The sequence below is a fragment of the Mycolicibacter sinensis genome (genome assembly GCF_001673565.1).
Lineage (GTDB): Bacteria > Actinomycetota > Actinomycetes > Mycobacteriales > Mycobacteriaceae > Mycobacterium > Mycobacterium sinense_C.
Genome location: NZ_LZMF01000055.1, coordinates 1 through 15,328, shown reverse-complemented (window position 1 = coordinate 15,328; position 15,328 = coordinate 1). Strand labels below are relative to the sequence as shown.

The window sequence follows — 15,328 nt, the reverse complement described above, 5'->3', positions numbered from 1 at the left end:
GCGCGGTGCTGCCGGGTTACGGGTGGATCTTCCCGCTGGGCAATGGCGAGGTGAACATCGGCGTCGGCGCGCTGGCCACCGTCAAACGGCCCGCCGACGTGGCGCTGCGGCCGCTGATGTCCTACTACGCCGACCTGCGCCGCGACGAATGGGGATTCGAGGGCCCGGTGCGTGCCCCGGCCAGCGCGCCGACGCCGATGTTCACCTCGCCATTGCCCAGCGGGAAGATCCACCCGTAACCCGGCAGCACCGCACCGTCGGGGGAACGCAGTTCCAGGTGCGAGGTCAGCCAGGGTTCGTCGCTGCGCGGGGAGGCCAGATATCCGCGGGCGGCCACCCCGTACACCGTCTCCTGATGCCATTGGCGGCCTAGTGCCCGGCCCAGCGTGGAGCGCGCGCCGTCGGCGACGATCAGCTGCCGGCACGCGATCTCGGTGCCATCGGCCAGCACCACCGCACGCACCCGACCCGACGAGTCGTGATGCACGCCGACGGCCTTGACGCCCAACCGCATCCGGGCCCCGGACTCCTCGGCGACCTTGCGGATCCGTTCGTCGAGTTCGGTGCGCGGTGCGGCGCTGCCGGTCGACGGGAACGACGGGCCGGGCCAGTCCACCTGCACCTCGCCGCCGAAGCCGGCCATCCGCAGGCCGCGGTGCCGGATGTGGCTGTCGAGCCACTCGCCGAGCCCCAACAATTCGAGCTGCTCGACGGCGCGCGGGGTCAACCCGTCGCCGCAGGGCTTGTCCCGCGGGAAGGTGGCCGTGTCGATCACCAGCACGTCGCGGCCCGCCCGGGCGGCCCAGGCGGCCGCCGCCGACCCCGCCGGTCCGGCCCCCACCACCACCACATCACCCTGCGAACTCACACTGACCAGTATGTTGGAGCCGTGAGGACACCGGCGAGTGTGGTGGCGGGGCTGGATTTCGGGGGCTTGGGCGACCCGGCGTTCGCGGGCAATGTCCGCGACGGGGTGGCGCGCATCGAAGAGCTGATGGACACCGAGTTGCGCGGCGGCGACGCGCTGATGACCGAAGCCGTCACCCACCTGTTCGACGCCGGGGGCAAGCGCTTCCGTCCGTTGTTCACGGTGCTGTCCGCACAGCTCGGCCCGGAGCCCGACGCCTGGCAGGTGACGGTGGCCGGCGCGGTGATCGAGCTGGTGCATCTGGCCACGCTGTATCACGACGACGTGATGGACGAGGCGCAGATCCGCCGCGGAGCGCCCAGCGCCAACGCGCGGTGGGGCAACAACATCGCGATCCTGGCCGGGGACTACCTGTTCGCGACGGCGTCGCGGCTGGTGTCGCGGCTGGGCCCGGAGGCGGTGCGGATTATCGCCGAGACCTTCGCCCAGCTGGTGACCGGCCAGATGCGCGAGACCCGCGGCGCCGCCGAAGGGGTGGACTCTGTGGAGCACTACCTGAAGGTGGTCTACGAGAAGACGGCCTGTCTGATCTCGGCGTCCGGTCGGTTCGGTGCGACGTTCTCCGGCGCCGACGACGCTCAGATCGAGCGACTGGCCCGCCTCGGCGGCATCGTGGGCACCGCGTTCCAGATCTCCGACGACATCATCGACATCGATTCCGACCCCGACGAGTCCGGCAAACTGCCCGGCACCGATCTGCGCGAAGGGGTGCACACCTTGCCGGTGCTCTACGCGCTGCAGGACAGCGGCCCGGACGCCGAGCGGCTGCGGGTGCTGCTGGCCGGCCCGGTCACCGACGACGCGGCGGTGGCCGAGGCGTTGGGGCTGCTGCGCGCATCGCCGGGCATGGCGCGGGCGAAGGAGACGGTGGCCGACTATGCCGCGCAGGCCCGCGCCGAGCTGGCCGCGCTGCCCGACTGCGTCGGCCGTGCGGCACTGGCCGGGCTGGTCGACTACACCGTCCACCGCCACGGCTGATCACCATGCGGAACCCCCGTTGTGCCCGCGGCGTTGAATGAGCAAGACCGCGGTTCTCCAAGGAGGAAGTCGATGACCTGGCACCCGCATCGCAACACGGCGAAGACGTTTTTCTTGTTGCTCGCCATGTCGGGGCTGATCGTCCTGGTCGGTCGAGCGTTCGGGCCCGGGATGATGTGGGTCGCGGTGCTGTTCGCCGTGGCGATGAACGCCTACACCTACTTCAACAGCGACAAGCTGGCGTTGCGGGCGATGCGGGCCCAGCCGGTCACCGAGGTCCAGGCGCCGGAGATCTACCGGATCGTGCGCGAGCTGGCCACCTCGGCCCACCAGCCGATGCCCCGGTTATACGTCAGCGACACCAACGCCCCCAACGCATTTGCCACCGGTCGCAGCCCCCGCCACGCGGCGGTGTGCTGCACCAGCGGGATCCTGCGCCTGCTCAACGAGCGCGAGCTGCGCGCGGTGTTGGGCCACGAGCTGTCGCACGTCTACAACCGCGACATCCTGATCTCCTGTGTGGCCGGTGCGCTGGCGTCGGTGATCACCGGGTTGGCCAACATGGCGATGTTCATGGGCAACCGCCGCGACGGCAACCCGCTGGCGATGCTGCTGGTCGCGTTGGTGGGGCCGCTGGCGGCGTCGGTGGTGCGACTGGCGGTGTCGCGGTCGCGGGAATATCAGGCCGACCAGTCCGGTGCGGTGCTGACGGGTGACCCGCTGGCGCTGGCGTCGGCGCTTCGCAAGATCTCCGACGGAGTGCAGGCCGCCCCGCTGCCGCCCGAGCCGGAGCTGGCCAGCCAGTCGCATCTGATGATCGCCAACCCGTTCCGGGTCGGGGAGAAGGTCGGGCAGCTGTTCTCCACCCACCCGCCGATGGCCGACCGGATCCGCCGGCTCGAGGAGATGGCCCGCGGATAGATCGGGCCTGACCGCCCGTCCGCCGATCCCGTCCGTTCTCCCCAGCCGCCAGCCGCCAGCTGCGCGCGCCCCTTTGGTCCCGGTGGCCCCACCCATCACTTCCACCCCCGCTCCTGGGGATAGATGTTGTGTCGAATCGGATAGCGCATGCGCTACTACCGGCCATGAACCATTACACGTACCGGGCCGAATGGTCGCGCGAGCACGGCGAGTACGTCGGGCGCTGCCTCGAACTGCCGTTCCTCAAGCATTGGGCACCGACCATGCGCGATGCCATCGCCGGGGTCGAGGAGGCCGTCGACGAACACCTCGCCGAGCGGGAGGGCGAAGACGTGCCCGCTCCGATCACCGACCGGAAGTTCAGCGGCACCTTCCTGGTCCGGACCTCACCGTCGCTGCATGCACGGCTTGCCGTCGAGGCCGCCGACCAGAACGTGTCGATGAACCACTGGATCGTCCAGAAGCTCGCCGACCGCCCGCCGAGCAGCCTGCTGGACTGGTGATACCGCCGGCGCTATCCGAATCGAACTCATCACACCCCTCCTCCGAGGGTGCCAAAGTGACGCCTGTGACGGCAGCGCCCCGGGCTCAGAACCCGCTGCCCTCCACCTCATGCCCGGGCGCCTCGGCGATCAGCCCGCGGTAGGCCTGCTCGACGGTCGAGCCGTGGTTGATCACGCCGTCGACCTCGCGGGCGATCGGCATGTTCAGCCCGTACTGCGCGGCGAACTTCATGATCACGCTGGCGGCCCGCACGCCCTCGGCGACCTGGTTCATCGACGCGATGATCTCGTCGATCGACTTGCCCGTCCCCAGCTGTTCGCCGACGAACCGGTTGCGGCTGCGCTGGCTGGTGCAGGTGACGATCAGATCGCCCATGCCAGCCAAGCCGGCGAAAGTGTCGCGGGCGCCGCCCATCGCTTCGCCCAGCTTGGACATCTCCCGCACCGAACGCGACATCACCATGGCCCGGGTGTTCTCGCCGATCCCCAGCGAGTAGCCCATCCCCACCGCGATCGCGTAGACGTTCTTCAGCGCCCCAGCCATCTCGACCCCGGTCACGTCGTCGCTGGTGTAAACCCGGAATCGCTTGGTGCGAAAAAGCAATGCCAGCTGGGCCGCCAGATGCTGGTCGGGCATCGCCAGCACGGCCGCGGCCGCATAACCCTCGGCGACCTCGCGGGCGATGTTCGGCCCGGCCAGGATGCCGGCCGGATGCCCGGGCAGCACCTCGTCGACGATCTGCGACATCCGCATGTTGGTGCCCTGCTCCAGGCCCTTGACCAGGGACACCACCGGCACCCACGGCCGCAGCTCGTTGGCGAGCTCGGTGAGCACACCACGGAACCCGTGTGAGGGCACGGCCATCACGACGACGTCGGCGGCCTGAGCGGCTTCGGCGAAATCGGTGGTGGCCCGCAGGGTCTCGGACAGCACCACCTCGTCGCCCAGATAGCGGCTGTTGCGCTGGTTGTCGTTGATGTCGGCGGCGGTCGATTCCGATCGCACCCATTGCAGCGTCGGGGCGCGCCGCGAGCAGATCGACGCCACCGTGGTGCCGAACGATCCGCCGCCGAGCACGACGACTCTGGGTGTACGCGTAGCAGCTGCCATGTGCGTCAGCGTATTGCCGTCGCTGCCGTCATACCGGCAGTTGACGAAGTCGGTCCTACCCGGCCAGCGGTATCCGCTCGCCGGCCCGGCCGAACACCATCGACTCCTCGATCCGGTCGAAGCGGTAGTCCAGGGCGTCGGCGAAGTAGTTCTGCCGCACGTTCCAGGGCCGCTTGGTGCCGGACTTGGGCAGTGCGTGCAGTGCCCGCAGCACGTAGCCGGCCTGAATATCCCAGGCCGGCTTCTCGGTGAGCGGCTCGTCGCCGCGGTGCGGGTAGGCGTGGGTGTACCCGCGAGCAGCCATGTGCGACATCAGCTTTGCGGTGGCCCGGGCCGTCATGTCGGCGCGCAGCGTCCAGGAGGCGTTGGTGTAGCCGACGCACCAGAACAGGTTGGGTATGCCTTCGAGCATGTGCGCCTTGTAGACGAAGCGATCGGTGGGCTTGACCTCGGTGCCGTCCAGGCTGATCCGCACCCCGCCCAGTGCTTGCAGCTGCAGGCCGGTGGCGGTCACGACGATGTCGGCATCCAGATGTGTCCCGGACTGCAGGGCGATGCCGGTGGCATCGAAGTGATCGATCCGGTCGGTGACCATGTCCACGCGCCCGGCGCTGATCTCGCCGTAGAGGTCGGCGTCGGGAATCAGGCACAGTCGCTGGTCCCACGGCTGATACGGCGGCTTGAAGTGGGTGTCGACGTCGTAGCCCGGCGGCAGGTTCTGCACGGCCGTCCGGCGCAGCATCCACTTCAAGACCGCCGGCGTCTTGCGGGCCAGGAACCAGACCACACCCTCGAACAGGGCCATGGTGAACCGGATGATCGGGTGAGCCAGCTTGCGCGGCAACAGTTTTGCGACGGCATCGGTGAAACGACTGTATTTGGACGCCGAGATCAGGTAGGTGGGGGTGCGCTGCAGCAGGGTCACGTGGCCGGCCCGCTCGGTCAGCGCCGGAACCAGCGACATCGCCGTGGCACCGCTGCCGATCACCACCATCTTCTTGCCCGTGTAGTCCAGGTCCTCGGGCCAGTGCTGCGGGTGCACCACGGTGCCGGCGAACGTCTCGACGCCGGGGAAGTCCGGGGTGTAGCCGTCGTCGTAGTTGTAGTAGCCCGACCCGAAGAACACGAACCGGCCGCGGTAGACCCGTTGCGTGCCGCCCTCATCGGCGGTCACCGTCCAGGTGTCGGTCGCCGAATCCCAGTCGGCGTCGACGACGTGGTTGTTGAACCGGATGTGGGAGTCAATGCCGCGCTTGCGTGCGGCATCGGTCAGGTAGTCGCGGATCTCGTCACCGTCGGCCACCCGTTCGCGGCCCGTCCACGGCTCATACGGCAGGCACAGCGTGAAGATGCTGCTGTCGGAGCGCACTCCCGGGTAGCGGAACAGGTCCCACGTGCCGCCGATGCGCTCGCGGCGCTCCAGGATGACGTAGCGGGTGCCGGGGTTGCGTTCGGTGATGCGGTAGGCCGCGCCGATACCGGAGATGCCCGCTCCGATGATTACAACGTCGACGACATCTTCGGTGCTCACGCCCACCAGCGTAGGCATCGGGTCGGCGGCCGGCCAAGCTTTGGGCTACCGGTAGTTGACGAACTGCAGCGCCAGGTCGAGGTCGGCGCCCTTCAGCAGTGAGATGACCGCCTGCAGGTCATCGCGCTTCTTCGAGGACACCCGGATCTCGTCGCCCTGGACCTGGGTCTTGACGCCTTTGGGGCCCTCGTCGCGGATCAGCTTGTTGATCTTCTTGGCGTGCTCGCTGTCGATGCCCTGCTTGAGGCCGCCACTGACCTTGTAGGTCTTGCCCGAGGCCTGCGGTTCGCCGGCGTCGAACGCCTTCATCGAGATGTCGCGGCGGATCAGCTTCTCCTTGAACACGTCGACGGCGGCCTTGACGCGCTCCTCGGTGGAGCTGACCAGCTCGATGCTCTCCTCGCCCTTCCAGGCGATGGTGGTGTCGGTGCCGCGGAAGTCGAACCGGGTGGCCAACTCCTTGGCGGCCTGGTTCAAGGCGTTGTCGACCTCCTGACGGTCGACCTTGCTGACGATGTCGAACGATGAGTCGGCCACGCGATCTGTCCTCTCTTGATGATGTGCTGCCCGTTTGTGTTCGGGGTACATCCTCGTTGTAGTCTGCTAGGCGCGATACGGCAGGTTGCCCGAGCGGCCAATGGGAGCGGACTGTAAATCCGTCGGCGCAAGCCTACGCAGGTTCGAATCCTGCACCTGCCACCGAGGTCAGGCCCCTTTACCAGGGGCCTGATTGCGTTTACAGCTCCCCGGAGTAGTCGGCGGTCAGCCAGCGGTCGGGCCGGATGGTGAACAGCACACTGGCGGAGCCGTCCATGTTCGCGGCGAACGCCCGTCCGCCCTCCGCGCCGAGGTAGCGGGTGGCGATGGCCTCGCGTTGCTCCAGCGGGGCCGGGTTGGCGGCGTCGATGACGGTGCCCTCGACGATGACGTACTGATACGGCAGTTCTTCGCGCTGCACCACCAGGCTCACCGCGCCGGCCTGCTCGATGAGCTTGGCCTTGCGCCGGCCGGCGCCGGTGTTGACCAGAATGTCGCCGCCGGGGGTGTAGTCGTACCAGATCGGGACGCTGGCCGGGGGCCGGCCGTCATCGGCGGCCACCGACAGGACGGCGATGTGCTTGTCGGCCAGGAATTGCTGGCGTTCGGCTTCGGTGAAGGGTTTCGGCATGCCGACACGAACAGCGGAGGTCGTAGGGCTATTCCAGCGGCCGACCTGTTTTAGAGGAGAAACAGGGGTCCAAAGTCCTCTAGCGGGCCCAACATGGGTAAGGCTAGCCTTCCTTGCATGACGCTGCCGATGCCCGACCGCAAGACCGCTGACCTCCCCGGCCACTGGCTGTTCGCCCGCCTCGGCAAACGTGTCCTGCGGCCCGGCGGCCTCGGGCTGACCCACCGGATGCTGGCCGACGCGCAGCTGCCCGGCGCCGACGTCGTCGAACTGGCGCCCGGCATGGGCCGCACCGCAAAAGAAATCCTGGCGCACACTCCCGGCACATACACCGGCGTCGAGGCCGACGCCAACGCCGCCGGCGTGGTCCGCTCGGTGGTCGGCGACAAGGGCACGGTGGTCACCGGCGAGGCGTCGGAGACCGGGCTGGCCGCCGAGAGCGCCGACGTCGTCGTCGGCGAGGCGATGCTGACCATGCAGACCAACGCGCACAAGTCCGAGATCATGCGCGAGGCCTTCCGGGTGCTGCGGCCCGGCGGCCGCTACGCCATCCACGAGATGGTGCTGCAGCCCGTCGACGTGCCCGAAGCCGTCAAGGAGGAAGTGCGCACCGCGCTGGCCCGCTCCATCAAGGTCAACGCCCGCCCGCTGACGGCCGCGGAATGGGCCGAGCTGCTCAACGAGGCCGGCTTCACTGTGGAGAAGATCTCGTATGCGCCGATGGCGCTGCTCGAGCCGCACCGGCTGATCGCCGACGAGGGCCTGTTCGGGGCGGCGCGGTTCGTGTTCAACGTGCTGCGTGACTCCGATGCGCGGGCGCGGGTGCTCAACATGCGCGCGACGTTCCGCCGGCACCGCAACCACATGGGCGCCATCGAGGTGATCGCCGCCAAACCGGCCGCGTGACCCACTTGCGATGATGGACGGGTGACAACCCGCGACCGCGACGAAGCCGGCCGCCCCCGCAACGCCCGCCCGCGGGATCGGCTGGGTCGGCCGCTGCCGCGCGGCAGCAAGGGCGGGGTCGAAGGCGTTCCCGACGATCTGGACCTGCCACCGGCGCAGACGCTGGCCTATGCGCAGCTGTTGCTTGACGACGGTCTGGCGTTCAACGCCCATGAGGTGCTGGAAGCCGCGTGGAAACACCGGCCCGACGCCGAACGCGGTCTGTGGCAGGGGCTGGCGCAGCTGGCGGTCGGCGTCACTCACGTCCAGCGCGGCAACGTCATCGGCGCGGTGAGCCTGCTGCGCCGCGGCGCCGACCACCTGGCGGCGGTGCCCGCCCCGGCGCCCTACGGCATCGACCTTCCCGGCCTGTTGCACTTCGCCGCAGCCCTGGCCGACGACCTGGCGGCCGGCGTCGAGATCACCCCGCAGCGGCTGCATCCCCGGTTGGTCGCGTGAGCCTTCCGACGCACTGGACGCTCGCCGACGGCCGCGACCTGTTGTTCTTCTCCCTGCCCGGCCACACCCCGGCACCGGTGCCGGACCGTCGGCCGCTGCCGGCGCGAGACTCCCAACCTTCTGATCTGCGCTTCGACCGCACCACCGGCCAGTGGGTGATCATCGCCGCGCAACGCCAGGATCGCACCTACAAGCCGCCCGCCGAGGCGTGTCCACTGTGTCCGGGACCGAGCGGGCTGACCAGCGAGGTGCCCGCGCCCGACTACGACGTAGTGGTCTTCGAAAACCGGTTCCCCAGCCTGGCTGGCGCCGGGGGGACGGTCACCGCCCCGCCCGACGGCGCCGAATTTGTCGCCGCACCGGGAAACGGGCGTTGCGAGGTGATCTGCTTCTCGGCCGATCACACCGGCTCGTTCGCCGACCTGCCGGCGGCGCACGCCGCGCTGGTGGTGCAAGCCTGGCAGCACCGCACCGCTGACCTGCTGGCCCGCCCCGGGGTCGAGCAGGTGTTCTGCTTCGAGAACCGCGGCGAGGAGATCGGGGTGACGCTGGCCCACCCGCACGGCCAGATCTACGGCTACCCGTATCTGACCCCGCGCACCGCCACGATGCTGGCCCAGGCCCGCGAGCACCGAAACACCCACGGCACCAACCTGTTCGCCGACCTGCTGGACGCCGAACTGGCCGATGGCGCCCGGATCGTGGCGCAGAGCGACTGCTTCACCGCGTTCGTGCCGTTCGCGGCGCGCTGGCCCGTCGAGGTGCACCTGTATCCGAATCGGCGGGTGCACAACCTCACCGAGCTGACCGAGCCGGAGCTGGACGACTTCGCGGTGATCTACCGAGATCTGTTGGGTCGCTTCGACCGCATCTACGACGCCCCGCTGCCCTATATGGCCGCGCTGCACCAATACCGCGCCGACGGGGTGCAGGCCGACGGCTACTTCCACGCCGAGTTGATGTCGATCCGGCGCAGCGCCACCAAGCTGAAATATCTGGCGGCCTCGGAGTCGGCGATGGACGCGTTCATCGCCGACGTCACCCCGGAGTCGGTCGCGGCCAGGCTGCGTGAGCTGTGATCAGCTACTCCGCGCCGGGCCGGGTCAACCTGATCGGTGAGCACACCGACTACAACGAGGGTTTCGCGTTGCCGATCGCGCTGCCGCAGCGCACCAGCGTCACCTTCACTCCCGCCGAGACCGATACGCTCACCGTGGTTTCCGATCACGCCGACGCCTCGGTGCGCATTCCGCTGGTCACGGTCCCCGGCGAAGTCACCGGCTGGTCGGCCTATGTCGCCGGGGTGATCTGGGCGTTGCGCGAGCACGGTGTTGCGGTGCCCGGCGGAACCATGACGATCAGCAGCGACGTGCCGATCGGCTCGGGTCTGTCATCGTCGGCGGCCCTGGAGTGCGCGGTGCTCGGCGCCTTGCTCTCGGCCGCCGGGGTCCAGATCGACCGGATCGAGCAGGCCCGGATCGGTCAGCGCGCTGAGAACGACTACGTCGGCGCCCCAACGGGTTTGCTCGATCAGCTGTCGTCACTGTTCGGGGAGGTCTCGGCCGCGCTGTTGATCGACTTCCGCGACGTCGCGGTGCACCCGGTGCCCTTCGACCCGGACGCCTCCGGGGTGACGCTGTTGTTGTTCGACTCCGGTCAACGGCACGGCCACGTTGACGGTGAGTACGCCGCGCGGCGGGCGTCCTGCGAGCGGGCCGCCGCCGATCTGGGGGTGGGATCGCTGCGTGAGGTGCAGCACCGCGGCGTCGAGGTGCTCGAGGCCGTCAGCGACCCCGTCGACCTGCGCCGGGCCCGCCACGTGCTGACCGAGAACGAGCGGGTGCTGGATTTCGTTGCGGCGCTGGCGGAGTTGGACTTCGCCGCGGCGGGGCGGTTGTTGACCGCCTCGCACGCCTCGATGCGCGACGACTTCGAGATCACCACCGAGCATCTCGATCTGATCGTCGATGGCGCGGTGGATGCCGGCGCGTTGGGCGCCCGGATGACCGGCGGCGGTTTCGGGGGCTGCGTGATCGCCCTGGTGCCCACCGAGCTCACGCTCAAGGTCGGCGACGCGGTGCGCACCGCGGTCACCGGGGCGGGTTACGCCGAGCCGGAGCTGAGCCGGGTGTATGCGGCAGCCGGGGCCGGGTAGCGTCACATGCGATAGTCGGGCAGGTCGAAGTCGTCGCGCACGGTGCCGGCGAACAGGCGGGTCAACAGGCGCAGGCCCATCGCCCGGATCGCCAGATTGCGAAACCACAGCCCGAAACGTGTTCGGGTGGCGAAGAACCCGAGGAACTGCTTGGCGCCGGCTTGTTTGGTTTCGATGAACGGGCGCAGCCGGGCCTCGTAGGCGGCGAATGCCCGCCGATGGTCGCCACCGGCCCGCTGCAACTCCCCGGCAAGCACGTAGGCCTCGGTGATGGCCAGGCCGGTGCCCTCGCCGCCGAGCAGTGAGATGCACCCGGCCGCGTCGCCGATCAACAGCACCCGCCCCCGCGACCAGCGTTCCATCCGAACCTGGCTGACCACATCGAAGTACAAGTCCTCGGTGACGGCGGCCAGCAGCTGCGGGCATTCCCAGCCGGCATCGCCGAATCGGCGGTGCAACTGTGCTTTCGGGTCGGCCACGTCGGGGGAGTCGTCCCGGAACACGAACAGCACCAGGGTCCGGTCGTCACGCAACGCGACCCGGGACACCTGCCGACCGGGCACCGCGTAGCTCACATACGCCAGTTCATCGCGAGGCCGGTAGCCCTCGACGACGGCCGCGGCCACCTTGCAGCCCAGGTAGTGCTCGAAATCGGTGTCCGGGCCGAATACCAGCCGGCGCACGTTGGAGTGCAGTCCGTCGGCGCCGATCACCAGGTCGAAGTCGCGCGGCCCGGCGTGTGCGAAGGTGAGCCGGACGCCGTCGTCGTATTCGTCGATGGCGGTGATGCTGTCGCCGTAGATCATCTCGACGTCCTCGGCGATGCCGGCGTGGATGGTGGCGGCCAGGTCCCCGCGCGGCAGACTGGTGAAGTCGTCACCGAGCAGCTGCCCAAAGACGCCTGCGTCCAACGCCGCACGCACCCGCCCGTCGGCGCCGACCGATCGGACCGACTCGATCTGGTAGCCCTTGTCGAGGATCTGCGCCTCGATACCCATCCGCTGGGCCACGGTGTAGCCGACGCCCCAGAAGTCGATCATGTACCCCCCGGAGCGGAAGGCCGGGGCTTGTTCGATCACGGTCGGGGTATGGCCGGTGCGGTGCAGCCAGTACGCGAGCGCCGTCCCGGCTACTCCTGCACCGCTGATCGCGATCCGCATCGACTCAGATCATCTCGTTCTCTGTCAGCCAGCGCATCACCGGCCAGCCGACGAACACCGGCAGCCAACAGGTCAACACTCGGTAGAGCAATACTGACGGAACCGCCAGGGCGGCCGGGACGCCGAAGGCGGCCAGTCCACCGATCAGGGCGGCTTCCACCGCGCCGACCCCGCCGGGTGTCGGGGCGGCCGAGGCCAGGGTGCCGCCGACCATCGTCACCACCGTGACGGTGATGAACGAGGTATTACCGCCGAACGCCTCCACGCTGGCCCACAGCGCCAGTGCCGCACCGAGAGTGGTGCCGGCCGCGCCCAGCACGATCAACGCCAGACGTTTGGGTTCGCGGGCCAGCTCGATCAGGTCGCCGGTGACCTCGGTGAGCCGGGGACGCAATTCCGTCGTCAACCACCGGCGCAGGTTGGGCACGAGCAGGAAGATGCCGGCCAACCCCAGTACCACACCGGCGATCAGATACAGCATGGTGGCGCTGGGCACGAAATGCGACAGGTCAGCCCGGGCGCCCACGGCGGTGGTGAAGATGATCAGCAGGATCACGTGCACGATCACCTGCACCGACTGCTGCAAGGCGACCGCGGCGGTGGCCCGCAGTGCGCTCAGCCCGCCCTTGACCAAAAACCGGGTGCTCAGCGCCAGCCCGCCCACGCCGGCCGGGGTGGTGGTGGCGGCAAAGGTGTTGGCCACCTGCATGATCGCCAAGTTGCGGAACTTGACCGCACCGTTGGTGCAGGCCCACAACGCCCCAGCCGCGCCAACATAGGTCAGCGACGAGACCAGCAGCCCCAGCAGCGCCCATGACCAGTTCGCATGCCGCAGTTGGGAAAAGAACGTCGGCACCTGGCTGATGAACGGGTAGGCGACGTAGACCAGCCCGACCAGCAGCACCAACTGGATCAGCTGGCTGCGGGTGAACCGGGTGATGGTCTTGGTGTGGATTTCGTCGGTATTGGTCTGGCGCTTGACCTCTTCGCGAGCGGCGGAGATCACCGCACCGACATCGGGCACCGCCTTGCGAAGCCGCGATGGCACAGCCGATTTGGTGAGGCGACGGGAGGCGGCCAACACCGCGGTACGGCCGAAGCATTCGATGGCCGCGGCCACCGCCGACGACGCGTCGTATAACGACGACGTCGTCACCAGCAACTGGGCGATATCGGACTGCAGCTGACTGTCGGTGGCGCCGTACTCGGCGTTGCCGAATCCGCCGAACAGCACCCGGTCGCCGTGGACCGTCATCTCCTTGGCACGCAGATCCCCGTGTGAGATCTGCTGATCATGCAGCCGCCGCAGGGCGGCCCACGGTGCGCCCACCGGGGTACTGGCGGTGCACTCGGCGATCGGCACGCCGCGCGGCGGGGTGTGGGCGTACAGCGTCCAGCCCCGGTTCAGGGAGGCCACCGCGACGGTGTCGGTGTTGGCCACCCCGGTCTCGCCGATGGCGATCGCCATCAGCGCCCGATGCTCGACGGCGCGGTGCAGCGAGGCGTGCAGCGGCGCGGTCTCGGCGGTGCGCAGCCGCAGCTTGCGCCAGAGCTGACGCAACGCCCCGCCGCTGCGCTGGTTGGGGCCGTACAGCTCGATGATCGCCGGGTGCTTGCCGACGGTGGACAGCACCAGCGGCCCGCGCCCGGCCGGGCGGACCACGGTGAGCTCGGTGACATTGCAGCCGCGGCGGGCCAGGGTGCGCACGGTGCCATCCAGCGGCACCTCCAATGCGGGGGTGCCCACGATCAGGATCACCAGCGCTCCGACGAACCAGCCGACGGCCAGACCGAGCAGCGAGCGGGCCGGCACGATGGCGCTGACCACCAGGTGGATCGGCACGAACGCCAGCAGCAGCGCCCACCACCAGCGTCGCCAGCGAGCCGGTAGCCACGGACCGGAGACGGTGAGCATCGCTGCGAGCATCGCGATCCACCGCGGGTCGTCGAGGAACTGGGCCAACGTGGTGGCCAGCCGTTCGGACAGATCGAAGTGCCAGCGCGGCGCGGCCAATCCGTTGCTGCGGATGGACAGCGATGCCACCGCGAGCAGCCCGGCGACCGCGTAGGCGCCCAGCAGTTTCCATTGCCGGGAGACGACCAGGCCGATCAGGATCGCGAAGGGCAGCCCCACGATGGCGATGCCATAAGCCAGGTAGACCTGGTTGGCGTGGGTGGGGGAGAGCACTCCGACGATCTGGGAGACCGAGCGTTCCAGCGAGACCCATTCATAGCGGGTGACCAGCGAGCTGGTGATGACGGTCGCCAGGAACACCGCCGCCAGCACCAGACGCAGAATGTCGTTGATGCGTCGGGTCAGCGGTTGCAGCAGGTTGCCGGTGACGGCAACCTCGCGTCCCTCAACTCGCATGATCACTTTCGGTCCATCTGATGCCGCAGATTGCGGCTCGCCACAACTTAACCGGTGAGCTGGGGCGTCACGTCAGTTTGTCGGCGACATCGGGGGCGCGTCGCCGGGGGTGAGTCTCATCCGCCCCAGGCGTCACGGCGGGGCGGGGGTATGAGGTGTGCCCGGCTCTGCGCGACAACTCCTCAGAGCGGGTAGTGCACTCCGGTCATCTTCTCCGAGTAGTCCCACAGCCGGCGCCACAGCCGCTGGTCGCGCGACAGCTTGCTCGACGGGCAGGCACCGACCGGGCCGCGGGCCTGGTTCAGCTTCGTCGGCCCCCAGTAGGTGTCCGGGTCGACGTCGTTGACGGTTGCGGCCATCACGATCGATTCGGCGGCCCGCTCGGGCGGCTGGCCGATCACCGCCAGGCTGTACTTGGTGACCAGACCGGGCAGGGTTTTGTCGTTGTCGAACAGCTCGGTGTCCGACACGCCCGGGTGTACGGCGTAGGAGCGCAGCGGCGAGCCGGCGGCGGTCAGCCGGTGCTGCAGGTCGCGGGCGAACATCAGGTTGGCCAGTTTGGACTGCGCGTAGGCCAGGTTGCGCTGATAGAAGCGGTGCTCGTAGTTGAGGTCGTCGATCCAGAACTTCGGGGTCTGCTTGTGCGCGATGCTCGACACCGTCACCACCCGGTCGCCGATGCGGTCCAGCAGCAGGCCGGTCAGCGCGAAGTGGCCGAGGTGGTTGACGCCGAACTGCATCTCGAAGCCGTCGACGGTGCGCCGCATCGGGATGTTCATGATCCCGGCGTTGTTGACCAGCACGTCGAAGCCGCGTTGCTGCGCGGCGAAATCGCGCACCGAGGCCAGGCTGCCCAGGTCCAGCGCCGCCACCGTGACGTCGCCGGTGATGCTGTCGGCGATCTGCTGGGCCTTGGCGGTGTTGCGGCAGGCCATCACCACGGTGGCGCCCTTGGCGGCCAGGGTGCGGGTGACGACCTCGCCCAGTCCGCCGTTGGCCCCGGTCACCACAAAGGTGCGGCCGTGCTGGTCAGGTGTGTCGGCGAGTCGGAAAGCCATGGCCGTCACGTTACGCGACCCTCAGGTGCGGCCTTCGGTG

Annotated in this window: 14 protein-coding genes, 1 tRNA gene and 2 pseudogenes; 9 read left to right on the top strand and 8 right to left on the bottom strand. The window is 68.9% G+C overall.

The features are described from left to right. Positions 1-239: pseudogene (locus tag A5648_RS22680) on the top strand (hypothetical protein); the annotation flags it as partial. Here A5648_RS22680 and A5648_RS08555 read toward each other — a convergent pair. Beyond that, positions 170-868 (bottom strand): annotated as a pseudogene (locus A5648_RS08555) (geranylgeranyl reductase family protein); the annotation flags it as partial. The pseudogenes A5648_RS22680 and A5648_RS08555 sit on opposite strands and share 70 nt — an antisense overlap. Positions 869-889: 21 nt before the next feature. On the opposite strand from A5648_RS08555, the gene grcC1 reads away from it, so the two are divergent. The 3 genes from grcC1 (at position 890) to A5648_RS08540 (ending at position 3,330) form a co-directional block, all read left to right on the top strand. Then, positions 890-1,906, top strand: coding sequence for a nonaprenyl/(2E,6E)-farnesyl/geranylgeranyl diphosphat synthase (gene grcC1, locus A5648_RS08550; RefSeq protein WP_165607319.1), 1,017 nt, complete (start codon positions 890-892; stop codon positions 1,904-1,906). 72 nt (positions 1,907-1,978) lie between these two features. After that, entirely contained in the window at positions 1,979-2,827 is an 849-nt protein-coding gene (htpX, locus tag A5648_RS08545) for a zinc metalloprotease HtpX (protein WP_065024124.1), read from the top strand. A gap of 164 nt (positions 2,828-2,991) precedes the next feature. Then, positions 2,992-3,330 carry a type II toxin-antitoxin system HicB family antitoxin gene (locus A5648_RS08540; protein WP_065024123.1) on the top strand — a complete coding sequence of 113 codons (339 nt, stop codon included), beginning with the start codon at positions 2,992-2,994 and terminating at the stop codon, positions 3,328-3,330. Between the two features lie 85 nt (positions 3,331-3,415). Here the strand turns inward: A5648_RS08540 and A5648_RS08535 are convergent, their stop codons facing one another. Genes A5648_RS08535 through A5648_RS08525 form a run of 3 tightly spaced genes read right to left on the bottom strand, consistent with a single transcriptional unit; the run spans position 3,416 to position 6,509 of the window. Beyond that, positions 3,416-4,441, bottom strand: coding sequence for an NAD(P)H-dependent glycerol-3-phosphate dehydrogenase (locus tag A5648_RS08535; protein ID WP_065024122.1), 1,026 nt, complete (start codon positions 4,439-4,441; stop codon positions 3,416-3,418). A 55-nt stretch (positions 4,442-4,496) separates the two neighbouring features. After that, positions 4,497-5,990: a flavin-containing monooxygenase gene (locus tag A5648_RS08530; protein ID WP_065024121.1), complete on the bottom strand. Its 1,494-nt coding sequence runs from the start codon at positions 5,988-5,990 to the stop codon at positions 4,497-4,499. Between the two features lie 27 nt (positions 5,991-6,017). Then, a complete protein-coding gene (locus A5648_RS08525) occupies positions 6,018-6,509 on the bottom strand; it encodes a YajQ family cyclic di-GMP-binding protein (RefSeq protein WP_065024120.1) in 492 nt (163 codons plus the stop codon). 79 nt (positions 6,510-6,588) lie between these two features. Between A5648_RS08525 and A5648_RS08520 the strand changes: the two genes are divergently transcribed. Continuing rightward, positions 6,589-6,671 (top strand) — tRNA-Tyr (locus tag A5648_RS08520). A gap of 37 nt (positions 6,672-6,708) precedes the next feature. Here A5648_RS08520 and A5648_RS08515 read toward each other — a convergent pair. Then, positions 6,709-7,140, bottom strand: coding sequence for a pyridoxamine 5'-phosphate oxidase family protein (locus A5648_RS08515; protein ID WP_065024119.1), 432 nt, complete (start codon positions 7,138-7,140; stop codon positions 6,709-6,711). Positions 7,141-7,257: 117 nt separating this feature from the next. Between A5648_RS08515 and A5648_RS08510 the strand changes: the two genes are divergently transcribed. Genes A5648_RS08510 through A5648_RS08495 form a run of 4 tightly spaced genes read left to right on the top strand, consistent with a single transcriptional unit; the run spans position 7,258 to position 10,699 of the window. Then, positions 7,258-8,046 carry a class I SAM-dependent methyltransferase gene (locus A5648_RS08510; protein WP_065024118.1) on the top strand — a complete coding sequence of 263 codons (789 nt, stop codon included), beginning with the start codon at positions 7,258-7,260 and terminating at the stop codon, positions 8,044-8,046. Positions 8,047-8,067: 21 nt separating this feature from the next. Further along, entirely contained in the window at positions 8,068-8,544 is a 477-nt protein-coding gene (locus A5648_RS08505; protein ID WP_065024117.1) for a DUF309 domain-containing protein, read from the top strand. Beyond that, positions 8,541-9,623, top strand: coding sequence for a galactose-1-phosphate uridylyltransferase (gene galT / locus A5648_RS08500; protein WP_065024116.1), 1,083 nt, complete (start codon positions 8,541-8,543; stop codon positions 9,621-9,623). Before A5648_RS08505 ends, galT begins: the two co-directional genes overlap by 4 nt. Then, positions 9,620-10,699, top strand: a complete 1,080-nt coding sequence (locus A5648_RS08495) for a galactokinase (RefSeq protein WP_065024115.1) — start codon at positions 9,620-9,622, stop codon at positions 10,697-10,699. The genes galT and A5648_RS08495 overlap by 4 nt, the downstream gene beginning before the upstream one ends. A 2-nt stretch (positions 10,700-10,701) precedes the next feature. On the opposite strand, the gene A5648_RS08490 is transcribed toward A5648_RS08495, so the two are convergent. The 3 genes from A5648_RS08490 to A5648_RS08480 all read right to left on the bottom strand — a co-directional run bounded on the left by A5648_RS08490 (position 10,702) and on the right by A5648_RS08480 (position 15,288). Next, on the bottom strand, positions 10,702-11,859 hold the full coding sequence (locus tag A5648_RS08490) for an FAD-binding domain (protein WP_065024114.1): 1,158 nt from the start codon (positions 11,857-11,859) through the stop codon (positions 10,702-10,704). Positions 11,860-11,863: 4 nt separating this feature from the next. Then, positions 11,864-14,230, bottom strand: a complete 2,367-nt coding sequence (locus A5648_RS08485) for a lysylphosphatidylglycerol synthase transmembrane domain-containing protein (protein WP_065024125.1) — start codon at positions 14,228-14,230, stop codon at positions 11,864-11,866. Positions 14,231-14,412: 182 nt separating this feature from the next. Next, positions 14,413-15,288 (bottom strand): oxidoreductase, encoded by an 876-nt coding sequence (locus A5648_RS08480; protein WP_065024113.1) that lies wholly within the window; start codon positions 15,286-15,288, stop codon positions 14,413-14,415. Positions 15,289-15,328 lie beyond the last annotated feature (40 nt).

What these genes read in the sequence shown, in the direction of transcription:
- A5648_RS08515 (WP_065024119.1), bottom strand. Translation starts at nt 7,140, where the DNA reads ATGCCGAAACCCTTCACCGAAGCCGAACGCCAGCAATTCCTGGCCGAC.
- A5648_RS08480 (WP_065024113.1), bottom strand. Translation starts at nt 15,288, where the DNA reads ATGGCTTTCCGACTCGCCGACACACCTGACCAGCACGGCCGCACCTTT.
- A5648_RS08540 (WP_065024123.1), top strand. Translation starts at nt 2,992, where the DNA reads ATGAACCATTACACGTACCGGGCCGAATGGTCGCGCGAGCACGGCGAG.
- htpX (WP_065024124.1), top strand. Translation starts at nt 1,979, where the DNA reads ATGACCTGGCACCCGCATCGCAACACGGCGAAGACGTTTTTCTTGTTG.
- A5648_RS08490 (WP_065024114.1), bottom strand. Translation starts at nt 11,859, where the DNA reads ATGCGGATCGCGATCAGCGGTGCAGGAGTAGCCGGGACGGCGCTCGCG.
- A5648_RS08535 (WP_065024122.1), bottom strand. Translation starts at nt 4,441, where the DNA reads ATGGCAGCTGCTACGCGTACACCCAGAGTCGTCGTGCTCGGCGGCGGA.
- A5648_RS08510 (WP_065024118.1), top strand. Translation starts at nt 7,258, where the DNA reads ATGACGCTGCCGATGCCCGACCGCAAGACCGCTGACCTCCCCGGCCAC.
- A5648_RS08485 (WP_065024125.1), bottom strand. Translation starts at nt 14,230, where the DNA reads ATGCGAGTTGAGGGACGCGAGGTTGCCGTCACCGGCAACCTGCTGCAA.
- A5648_RS08530 (WP_065024121.1), bottom strand. Translation starts at nt 5,990, where the DNA reads ATGCCTACGCTGGTGGGCGTGAGCACCGAAGATGTCGTCGACGTTGTA.